Here is a 10,576-nt window from a genome sequence, read left to right as displayed (position 1 = left end):
GGCTGAACAAGCGCCCTCCGCATTTCGGTTAGTCCGCGTCAGTCTTGCTTTTTTGATCTTTGTTGTGTTTATTCCCTTTGCTGTTGTCGCCGCTGATTGGCTCGGACAGGCCGGCCCGCGGGGAGTTTTGGTTATTGCTGCCTTTATTATACTTTTTTGTCATCGCTTTTCCCCTCCTTATCTTAAGTTCATCATTATCATCCCATCAAAAATCTTTTATATGCAGCGGCTAAAAGGGGATGCCTGAATCAACCGCTTATGGCTGGGGTGCTCTGACAGGCTATGCTATAATGTAGGCAAAATTCTAAACGAGGTGAATGATTTTGCTGGAAACGATACTGGTATGTGTAAGCAGCCCTCAGCATGCTGAAACGCTCATTCAGAGGGGGAAGCTCCTTGCCGATGCGTTTAAAGGGAAGTGCTATGTATTGTCAGTGCTCCCGGGGCAGGAAAAGGATCTTGATTTCAACCAGATACAAACGAAGATGCTGTTCGAATCACTGGCTGAAAAATACGGCCTTCCAGCCATCCAAAAATATAAGAACGGACAAAAAGTTTCTGACTTAATCGCCGAAACAGTGCGGGAGAAGTCCGCCACTCAAATCGTCATGGCCCACGCCATTCAGAGCAAATGGGAAATGGTCGTCAAGCATTCCCTCGTCAATCATCTGTTCGAGCTTCTTGAAGGCGTTGACCTCCATCTTGTTGAAGTAAACCGCGATGTCTACGATCCGGCCGGTGAATGGGATAAAGGCATAGAAGCTTCTTTGGTAAAAGAAGAAGGCAGATATAGAATTTCCTTTGATGATAACGGAAAAGAAGGTACTCTTGGCACCTTTTTCAGGGAGCTGTCTACCGACTTTTCCAATGGCTATTTTGTAGCAGGTGATGGAAAGGATCAAAAAGTGATTAAAATCCATAATGGTACCGCTGCAGAAGAAGCAGAGGAAAAGGACTGATCAGTGCTGCAGCATTAAAAAACTAAACACAGGAAGCAATGGCCGGCAAATAGTGCCGCCTGCTTGTTTAATGCCGCAAAAGGGCCCCTGCATAGGGCCCTTTTTTTGCTTTCGGGGGATGTGCCCGAACTAAATGGATGAAATCCCATATACAAGTAGTATAAGGGCCAAGCATCTTAATTGGCGCACCATCAGCCGATACAAACGCCCTTTTAAGCCGGGATAGGGATTAGCCCTCACTTGCCGGCTTAAAAATCATATTAAATAGTATAAGCGCTCGGAGGGGGTGAACTGTGTTGGATGAACTAAACAACAAGATGGCTGAGCTATCGAACCAGCTTGTAAGCCTTAGAGTCAAAGACCTTTTAAAGCGGAATCAAAGCGATGAAAGCGGATTGAAAAAGAAAAGCCTGTCAGATGAAGAAAAAACGCGTATCCGCAATCTTGTAAAAGATCTGGAACAGCAAGTTAAAGAATTTGTTGAAGCACAAAATAAGAAAAAAGATTCCGCTGAAGAAGAGCCTAAGAAAGAAGCCAAACGCACGTTTAGGAAAAAAAGCCGATAAGGCAAAAAAATAAAGGGAGAGATTACATTGTTAAGTGGAAACTATCGTCCTAAGGTAGAAGATGTTTTTTGTGAAAGCAATGCTGCCGGCGCATCATGCCATAACAGCGGTTGGAATGCCCTGGATCCTTCATCAAGCCATCCTATGGGCATTTTTGACAGCAGCGACAGAGATGTAAAAGATGTCGTGCAAGGTACAAATATGGGCCAATTTTCCAGAGAGTGCATTGTTCTTAAAAACTGCCTCAATGTAGAGGTTAATTCAAGTGAAACTCAAGTTGCCGCCTCATTGCAGGCAGCCCTCGTTGTAGCCATCGTAATTGTCATCAATATCTCAATTGCTGACGGAGGCCAAGCTGAAAGGATCACTGAAGATCTGCTTCAATTCACACAAATCAACCAATCTAACCGCCAGAGCGTATATATTGAAAATGCGAAAGACTGTACTGTAAACCTTGAAGATACTCAAGTAGCCCTGACACTCAACCTGCTGATCCAGGTACTTCTTGCGCTGGTTGTTGAACTGGAAATCCTGTAATCAGGCAGTCTTACAAACGCAGACTTATTCAACCCTACCTCCTTTAATATAATTTATATGCGGCATAAGGAACTTCCTTGTGCCGCTTTTTTTTATAAGATTTTTAATTACTGTCCAGCAGCGGTGCCTGCGGGTTATGCAGACGCTGCTGCAGGACACGGCGTACTTAGTCTGCATTCCTTCAGGGATCAAGGCGTTTGTGCTTTTCTTATAGGATTTGGACCCGGAGGGAATGAGAGCTATAATATACCTATTGGCACAGCTTCCGTTATCAAATGTTTGATGTAATTTCTTACTTACTTCACAATTAAGAGGTATAGTATCCTTTATAAAAGTAATCTGTATGAAAGAGGGACAAATAATGAAGAAATTTCTATATGTTTATATCCTTGCTGTGATGTTTCTTGCAGCCTGCGGAAATACTTCTGATGAAAGCAGCCAGGGGAACGGGGGACAAATACCGGAAATCCTTGAAGCTAAGCTTGATGTTCCGGAAAAAGTGGAGCTGAATGAAGAAATTACCCTTTCTGTAAAGGTAGTGCAGGGGGAAGAGGCTGTCGAGGATGCAAATGAAGTGAAGTTTGAAATCTGGCAGGAAGGAAATCAGGATGAGAGTGAGATGCTTCCTGCAGAACATACAGGCAAAGGAATATACCAGGCTTCCAAGACCTTCGGCAAGGATGGCGATTATATGGTCCAGGTCCATGTGACAGCAAGGGATATGCATACAATGCCAAAAACTGAGGTACAAGCCGGTGAAGGCGGAGAAGCTGACAATAGCGCTGACGGAGAAGCCGCTCATGAACATGGGGAAGATGAAGGGCATGACCATGCAACAGGCGGAGAAGAATCCTCCCACAATCATGGTGAGGCTGCAATCAGTTTCCTCAAGCCGGATCATATCCATATGAAACAGGCAGCGAGCCTTGAGGTCCAGGTGGACAAGAAAGATGGGGCTCCTCTTGAAAAAGCGCTTGTTAAGCTTGAAATCATGAAAGAAGGAAAAGGCACTCCCGAGTGGGTGAACCTGACAGAATCAGGTGAAGGCAAATATGCTGCAGAGCATACTTTTGCAGAGGCGGGCAGCTATACAGTGACTGTCCATGTGGAAAACTCAGAAGGGCTGCATGAACACTCGGATTTTCCTCTGACCGTCAATGAATAGGGAGAGAAACGGCAGCTCTGAGGCTGCCGTTTTTTCCTGCGTAAGGGCAAAAAGGCGCCAGATTCAGGAGGCAGTGATATGATTTATAGGAGAAAAACCTGCAGGATGGTGGAAATATGACAAAGACACATTTGAACTTTAACACTTCAATCGGAGTGAAAAAACCTAACAGTATTCGTGACAAAGAACAAGGCTGCCCTTTCTGTGAAAGAGAAAAGCTGACCGATATCCTTGCAGTCGAGGATAATATCATTCTGCTGAAAAATAAATTTCCTGTACTCGAAAATACCCTGCAGACCGTTTTGATCGAATCAGATGAGTGCAGCGGGGATATCTCAACATATTCTTCAGAGCATCTGGAAAAGCTGCTTAGCTTCGGATTAAAAAACTGGTTGGAAATGGAAAGTAGCGGCCGCTTCACATCTGTCCTGTATTTTAAAAATCACGGGCCGCTCTCGGGGGGGACCATCGCGCATCCCCATATGCAGATTGTCGGGCTTGATGAAGTGGATTATGCAGAGAATATCAGGAAAGAAGAATTTGAAGGACTTGTCATCAGCCAAAAAGGCAAAACGCTGCTCAATATTTCAACAGCCCCAAAAATCGGTTTTTATGAGTTTAATGCAAAGCTTGGAAGCATGGATGAAATTGGTGCCTTTGCTGTATATATTCAGGCAGCGGTCCGCTATATCCTACACAGCTTCCCATTCAAATGCAGCAGCTATAATTTGTTTTTCTATAAACTTGAAGATGATATCTTTGCCAAAATCGTTCCGCGGTTCGTAACAACGCCTATTTATATCGGCTATTCGATTCCGCAGGTCCCCAATAATCTGGAATGGATGAAAGAGGATATCCGCAGCAAGTACTTTGACAGCTTCCCTGCTGGAGACTGATCCGGCAACTGAGAAAGAATAGTGAAAAATGAAATAATATCCAGAAGCATGAAACAAGTTGTGATTTGTCTCTTAAAAAAATATAATGAAGAATTGTAGTAGATTTTTTGTTTTGGCAGCCTGCGCAATGTAAAGCAAGCGCCCTCCGCTTTTTTATTTGTCCAGCTCCGGGCGCTAGCCTCTCGAGTCATAAGCCAAACAGATCAAAAGGTTAAAGAGCAAACCTTTCGCTCTGTTTGTCTTATGCTTGTCGGGGCTGAGCAAGCGCCCTCCGCTTTTCTATTGTCCAGCTCCGGGCGCTAGCCTCTCGAGTCATAAGCCACTTAAGGATTGAAGGCAAAGAACGCCTTCCATCCTTAAGCGTCTTATGCTTGTCGAGGCTGAGCAAGCGCCCTCCGCTTTTCTATTTGTCCAGCTGCAGGGGCTAGGTGCTCGAGTCATAAGCCACTTAGGAATTAAAGGCAAAGAACGCCTTTTATTCCTAAGCGTCTTATGCTTGTCGCACCTGAACAAGCCCCTTCCGCTTTTCTATAAAAGGAGACGATTATGACTTCTAAAAATAATTCTAGTTATCGTATAGATTTTGGGTTGATACTGATTTTGATGCTGCTTTGCCTGGTCAGCTGCATTTCGATTTACAGCGCGCAGACGACGGGCCAGTATAAAGATAATTTCCTTCTGAAGCAGATTGTTTGGTGGGTGGTCGGGGCCGGCATTATTGGAACGGTTATGACGCTTGATTCTGATCAGCTGAAGAAGATTTCCTGGTATGCCTATGGGCTGGGAATTGCACTGCTGGGATTTCTGATCGTGGCTCCCTCGGGGATTGCACCGGTCATAAATGGTGCTAAGAGCTGGTATACCTTCCCTGCGGTAGGGTCCCTTCAGCCTTCCGAGGTCGTAAAGGTTTTTATAATCCTGGCTCTGGCAAGGGTGATAACAGACCATCACCCAAAGTATCGGATCAAGACGATCCAAACCGACCTCTGGCTGCTGGTGAAAATCGGTGCAGTCACGTTCCTGCCGCTCATGCTGGTGATGCAGCAGCCTGACCTAGGGACGAGCCTTGTTTTCATTGCAATCATGATCGGAATGATCTTCATTTCAGGAATTACGTGGAAGCTCCTGCTCCCTATATTTGGCGGGGGTATCACCTTGATTGCCGGCATTTTCTACCTCGTGCTCTGGCACCCCGATCTGCTGGAAAAATATCTGGGCGTCAAACAATACCAGTTCGGCCGCATCTATTCCTGGATTGATCCCTATAATTATCAGGGGACGACCGGATTCCAGCTGACGCGCTCCCTGCTCGCCATCGGTTCCGGGGAGACAAGCGGAAAGGGGTACGGCACAAGGGAAGTATATCTTCCTGAAAGCCATACTGATTTTATTTTCAGTATTGTCGGGGAAGAGTTCGGGTTCATTGGGGCAAGTGTCCTGATCAGCCTGTTTTTCCTGCTGATTTATCATATTACGAAAGTGGGCATGGAAACGAAGAATGACTTTTACACATATATTTGTGTTGGGGTCATCAGCATGATCACCTTCCATGTATTCCAGAATATCGGCATGACGATCGGCCTCCTGCCAATCACGGGAATCCCGCTTCCGTTCGTCAGCTATGGGGGAAGCTCGCTCATGGGCAGCATGCTTGCCATCAGCCTGATTTTCTCCATCCGCTACCATTATAAAAAATATATGTTTTCAAGCAGTGATTAAGGACAGGGAAGCCCCTGTCCTTTTTTATTCTATAACCCCTGATTCAAGTATCTTCACATTGCTTGTGACCTCTACGCTCATGTGCTTATATTCGTCTTCCCATTTTTTAAAATCAAATCCCCTTGTTTTGCTTTTAACAAGTGCGCCAAATCCTACCGGGTCAATACCCTCCTTTTGAAAGCGGGTAATGAGGGCTTCCGCTTCCTTGTTAATAAGAGTCTGGAAGTTTTTCTCCACATCTTTGATCTCTTTAATGGTCAGCTGCTTTCCTGAGTACTCCCGGATAATCCCTTTTATTTTTATTTCGACAGCGAGTTTATAGGGCTCCTCTTTTATAATTTTTATTTTATGTTTTGAACTGATGCTTTTGATGGCTGCCTGGTCGTTCCCGATTTTTATCTTATAGGAGCCCTCGCTGTACTTGTCTACCAGCAGCTTGAAAAAGAACATTTTATCAGGGGGCAGTTCGTCTACGACTTTATCAAATTTGAATAAGGAGATCCCTGCAATTTCCACTTTATCCTTGCCCATATTTTTCAGCTTAGGCAAATAAGCTGTTTTGCCCTGCTGATAGAAAGATGCCAAAAAGATTTGGAGATTGCTTTTGGGGACATCCCGCTGTTCCATATTATGCTTCAGAAGATTGGAGATATAGATGGCATTTCCCCTTGTACCATATTCCCCTTTCATAATATCGCCGGCCTTTTCGTCCGCAACTGCCAGGAATACTCTGGCACCGATGCTTGCATCCCTCTGGAAAGAATCAAGAACATCAATGATTCCCCTTTGCGTGAGTTCCTTACCAAACACGCCTACTTCCAAGCTTCCAGTCACCAAAGGTTCAGACGACTGGCGCTGCATTTCCAGCAGCAGATCCCTGCTCAAGGTGGAGGTGCTGGTAAAAGTGACATTTTTAACAGGCTGATCGGGCAGGTAGACAGGAATGAGGGCGGTGCCTTTCAATTTATCATCCTCCCAATCATAAGCAATCCCGCTCTCAATATTCAAATCATCAATAATTTCTTTTTCCAGGCACCCGGTCAGGAGCATACAAACCACAATGAGCGATAAATAATTGGGTAATCTCATTCTTTCCTCACCTTCTTTGCAATAAGGCTGCCGGCAAACAACAAAGGAACATAGCCGCAATTAAAATAGAAGCCAAATTGGGAAGCGATATTATTGAGAAGATCAATCTGCTCCCTGGTCTCAAATATATTGGAAACAGCAAGGCAAATAAGAACGATGCCAATGACGTTCTTGCGCTGCCGGATGCCTGCGACACGTTTAACGATCCTGCTTGCACCCCAAATCGCAAGGCATGCGTTCGGGAGGATGATCAAATTCCAGTTGGCAATCCCAATATATTCGAACCGCTCAACAAAAGGCATTTCAACGATTTTCCACATCGTCAATGTTGCCCAGACAGTTTTCTGCAGCTGCATTTCAGAAAAATAGCCGAAGGTAATGATTGTCAGGATGACATACAGTGAGGTTGTGGTGAAAATGGCCAGATGGGCCCATTTTTTTGATTTGCCTGGATCCTTTAAAAATGGATAGACAAGCAATAAGATTTCATAGCCAAGATAAGTCAGCGACATATCCCTTGCTGCGAGTGCAATATCCTTAATGGAATGGTCCAATACAGGAAAAAGATTGCGATAATCGCTGAATGGGATGGCAAAGGCGAAGGTAAGCATCAGATAGCTGGGAAGAATGGCGCCAAGAAAGGCAACGCCGGTGACTGTCCGCAGCCCCCCGCTGACTACGTATGCTGCCAGAACCAGAAAGCCGAAAGAAAACCAGAAGGTGCTCAATTCCGGGAATAGCCAGACTTGGATGACTTCGATATATGTCCTTAAGATTGTAGCAGTCAGCAGGATATAATAAGCAGAAAATACCAGGCTGACCATCTTTCCAATTTTCTTTCCAAAAACGAATGAGTTGATGGATATTAAATCTCCTCCTGCATTTTCGGCTGTCTTATACATCATCCAGAGAATGATATGGATAGAGGCGCCGGCCGCGATGACTGACATCCATGCATCATAGCCGGCTGTTTTGGCAATGATCCGCTGATACCCAAGAACGCCGATGCCTATCTGTATGGACACAATAATATAAAATATCAGGAAGGGGGATATTTTCACATTTTCAGGCAAGGACTGCTTCATAGCCATAACCCTCCGTTTTACTCATCAATGTCTTTCTTTTGCTGAGCCTTCTTTTTGGAAAAGCGCTTCGGCTGCTCAGCCCGGACATATACCGGCCTTTTTGACTGCTTTGAAAATGGCAGGCGGATGAGCGCGTCCTTTAAATCCGGGACTCTGAGAGGATAGATCGGCTCCAGGAATGGCCGGCCCAGCGATGTTAGCCTGATCAGATGTGTCATAAGGATGCAGAAGCAAAATACAATCCCGAGGAGTCCCCATAACTCAGCCAGGAAAAGGAAGGGGAACCGCAAAAGGCGGATCGTATTGCCCATCCGGTAGACTGGTGTTGTAAAGGACGCCAGGGCAGAGAGAGCTACGATGATGAGAAGGACGTTGCTCGTCAGGCCGGCTTCAACAGAAGCGGTCCCTATGACGATTCCCCCTACGATACCGATCGTCTGGCCTACCTTGGTAGGAAGCCGCGCGCCGGCCTCACGGAGCAATTCTATAGTCAGCTCTAGGAATAGTGCCTCCAGGATAGGCGGCAGCGGGATCTCCCTCCTGGAAGTGATCAGCGTGCTCATCAGATCCTTTGGTATCAGTTCATAATGATACGACAGTGTTGCAACGTAAATGGGCGTGATTAAAATAGAAAAGGCAACCGCAAACAGGCGGACAAGCCTGAAGAAAGAAGATAGATACCAATTCAAATAATAATCTTCAAAAGAACTGAAATATTCCACAAGCGTCGTCGGGCATATCAGCACTTGAGGGGAGCCATCCACCACAATGGCGATTTTTCCTTCTGCAAGAATGCCGGAAACCCGGTCTGGCCTCTCTGAATCCAGGATTTGCGGAAATATTGTATTCTGGTTGTCGGCAATAATTTCAACGATATAAGAGCTGTCCATGATATGGTCAATCTCAATATCCTTCAGGCGCTGCCGCACCGTGTTGACATTCTCATTGTCGGCAATTCCTTCGATATACAGGACGGCGACCTTCGTTTTCGAAAGCTTTCCGATTGTATACTGCTCGATGATCAATTCTTTAATGGACAATCTTTTCCGGATCAGATTCAGGTTCTGGTCAATAGCTTCTACAAAGGCTTCCTTCGGGCCGATGACGCTGAACTCCACCTCAGGCTGGGTCAGGCTTCTGACAACTTCCTTCTGGGCTGCAACAAATGCAAAATGCTTTACTTCTGTTTCAATCGTCACCATTACATAGCCATTGAAAAGCTTCTGTTCAATTTCCGAAGGGTCCTCAGAGACACTTACATCTGGAATAGGGATAATCTTTTTGACATCCTCGATCCGGGTAAATTCCTCTCCCTGAAGATAAGGAAGGACCCCTTTTTGGAGGATGCTCTCATCCACAAGTGTGGACATAAAGGAAAAACCGAATCTCAGTCCCGTTTTCTGGTTATGATAGAAAGTCTTTTTATAGTCCTCTGATTTAACAAGTGTTTCTTCCCAGTCCTTAAACTCAACATCTTTTTGGATGCGTGGCTTTTTCATCCAGCTTTTCTTTTTCACTCATATCACCGCATCTTTTTAGCGTTACCGATATTGTTGCCAAAGTTGGAATAGTTATGAACGTATGCTAATAAAAAAAGGATCCGTTTCCGGATCCTTTCAGATTGTAGACAAAAGGCATTTCGAATGTGTCCATTCGAAGTGCCTTTTGAGTTTTTTCTTGTATTTCAAGAATATTGGTGCCTCGACGAGGCATTCTCTTAGACCATTTCTGGCTCTTTCCATGTCCAGTTGGCCATCTTTTTTAAATTCATGGCAGTAAAAGTAAGCATCGCCTGCATAGACAATTTTTTTAATCCCCTTAGGGTTGTCCATCGCATACCATGCTTTTCTTTTCCATCGGCGAATACTCTCTCGATGGTTTCTTTTCGTCTTTCGTAAATTTCCTTGATATCATCTTGGTGACGAAGATGGTCAGCTTCTTCCAAAGCATCTTGCCAGACATGTCGTTGAATCACCTTCTGGTGATTCTTGCTCAATGTACATTGTGAAAGTAATGGGCAATTTTTACAGATTTCTGGTTTAGACTTATACTGACGATATCCTTCCTTCGTCGTGGTGACATACTCCAGCAACTGCCCTTCTGGGCAGATATAACAATCATAGTACTCGTCATAGACATAATCTTGCTTTTTCAGGAATCCATCTTTTGTGTGGGGACGAGTGTACGGTAATGCTGGTTTAATCTCGTTTCCTAACAAATACTGTGCAATCGCAGGGGTCTTATAAGCAGCGTCCGCGGCTACAGCTTCAGGCTTTCCAACTTTCTCAATTACTCTCTCCACCAAAGGCTCAAGGATATGACTGTCATGCATATTTCCAGGAGTGACAATAGCACCAAGTACAAACCCGTTACGGTCAGCTGCAGCGTGGTAGGAATAGGCGAATTGTTTCGTCCGTTCATCCTTTACATAGTAACCGCTGTCCGGGTCGGTTGTGCTCTCTTTGATTTCCTTGTACTCTTCTTTTTCAAACTTGTCCGGAGGAAAAGGTTTTTTCCCATGAGCCTCACGGTCCTGGTTGATCTCTTCATTCAGTCTTTC

11 protein-coding genes are annotated in these 10,576 nt (G+C 45.0%); 7 read left to right on the top strand and 4 right to left on the bottom strand.

Annotated elements, in window-relative coordinates; genetic code table 11:
* The 7 genes from LCM00_RS12550 to LCM00_RS12520 form a co-directional block, all read left to right on the top strand.
* Nucleotides 1-247, top strand: a 247-nt coding sequence (locus LCM00_RS12550; RefSeq protein WP_224902334.1) for a hypothetical protein, incomplete at its 5' end; no start/stop codon positions are given.
* A gap of 76 nt (nucleotides 248-323) precedes the next feature.
* Nucleotides 324-959 carry an adenine nucleotide alpha hydrolase family protein gene (locus LCM00_RS12545; RefSeq protein ID WP_224902331.1) on the top strand — a complete coding sequence of 212 codons (636 nt, stop codon included), beginning with the start codon at nucleotides 324-326 and terminating at the stop codon, nucleotides 957-959.
* Between the two features lie 296 nt (nucleotides 960-1,255).
* Nucleotides 1,256-1,525: a hypothetical protein gene (locus LCM00_RS12540; protein WP_224902328.1), complete on the top strand. Its 270-nt coding sequence runs from the start codon at nucleotides 1,256-1,258 to the stop codon at nucleotides 1,523-1,525.
* 27 nt (nucleotides 1,526-1,552) lie between these two features.
* The gene (locus LCM00_RS12535) at nucleotides 1,553-2,062 is read left to right on the top strand and encodes a spore coat protein (RefSeq protein ID WP_224902325.1); all 510 of its coding nucleotides are present in this window, start codon (nucleotides 1,553-1,555) and stop codon (nucleotides 2,060-2,062) included.
* Nucleotides 2,063-2,423: 361 nt separating this feature from the next.
* Nucleotides 2,424-3,227 (top strand): FixH family protein, encoded by an 804-nt coding sequence (locus tag LCM00_RS12530; protein ID WP_224902323.1) that lies wholly within the window; start codon nucleotides 2,424-2,426, stop codon nucleotides 3,225-3,227.
* A 116-nt stretch (nucleotides 3,228-3,343) separates the two neighbouring features.
* Complete coding sequence (locus LCM00_RS12525) at nucleotides 3,344-4,123, top strand: DUF4931 domain-containing protein (protein ID WP_224902321.1); 780 nt, start codon at nucleotides 3,344-3,346, stop codon at nucleotides 4,121-4,123.
* A gap of 546 nt (nucleotides 4,124-4,669) precedes the next feature.
* Entirely contained in the window at nucleotides 4,670-5,842 is a 1,173-nt protein-coding gene (locus LCM00_RS12520) for an FtsW/RodA/SpoVE family cell cycle protein (protein ID WP_224902319.1), read from the top strand.
* A gap of 24 nt (nucleotides 5,843-5,866) precedes the next feature.
* On the opposite strand, the gene LCM00_RS12515 is transcribed toward LCM00_RS12520, so the two are convergent.
* The 4 genes from LCM00_RS12515 to LCM00_RS12500 all read right to left on the bottom strand — a co-directional run.
* Nucleotides 5,867-6,931, bottom strand: a complete 1,065-nt coding sequence (locus LCM00_RS12515; protein WP_224902316.1) for a Ger(x)C family spore germination protein — start codon at nucleotides 6,929-6,931, stop codon at nucleotides 5,867-5,869.
* Nucleotides 6,928-8,016, bottom strand: a complete 1,089-nt coding sequence (locus LCM00_RS12510; protein ID WP_318247613.1) for a GerAB/ArcD/ProY family transporter — start codon at nucleotides 8,014-8,016, stop codon at nucleotides 6,928-6,930. Before LCM00_RS12510 ends, LCM00_RS12515 begins: the two co-directional genes overlap by 4 nt.
* 17 nt (nucleotides 8,017-8,033) lie before the next feature.
* On the bottom strand, nucleotides 8,034-9,515 hold the full coding sequence (locus LCM00_RS12505) for a spore germination protein (RefSeq protein ID WP_224902310.1): 1,482 nt from the start codon (nucleotides 9,513-9,515) through the stop codon (nucleotides 8,034-8,036).
* A gap of 218 nt (nucleotides 9,516-9,733) precedes the next feature.
* Nucleotides 9,734-10,576: IS1182 family transposase (locus LCM00_RS12500; protein ID WP_224902307.1), on the bottom strand; the 843-nt coding region annotated here is incomplete at its 5' end.

The organism is Bacillus infantis (assembly GCF_020171945.1).
Lineage (GTDB): Bacteria > Bacillota > Bacilli > Bacillales > Cytobacillaceae > Bacillus_AB > Bacillus_AB infantis_A.
This window is presented reverse-complemented; position numbering and strand designations above follow the sequence as displayed.

Coding starts and splice junctions, on each gene's coding strand:
- LCM00_RS12530 (WP_224902323.1), top strand. CDS start 2,424: ATGAAGAAATTTCTATATGTTTATATCCTTGCTGTGATGTTTCTTGCA.
- LCM00_RS12525 (WP_224902321.1), top strand. CDS start 3,344: ATGACAAAGACACATTTGAACTTTAACACTTCAATCGGAGTGAAAAAA.
- LCM00_RS12520 (WP_224902319.1), top strand. CDS start 4,670: ATGACTTCTAAAAATAATTCTAGTTATCGTATAGATTTTGGGTTGATA.
- LCM00_RS12515 (WP_224902316.1), bottom strand. CDS start 6,931: ATGAGATTACCCAATTATTTATCGCTCATTGTGGTTTGTATGCTCCTG.
- LCM00_RS12510 (WP_318247613.1), bottom strand. CDS start 8,016: ATGAAGCAGTCCTTGCCTGAAAATGTGAAAATATCCCCCTTCCTGATA.
- LCM00_RS12505 (WP_224902310.1), bottom strand. CDS start 9,515: ATGAAAAAGCCACGCATCCAAAAAGATGTTGAGTTTAAGGACTGGGAA.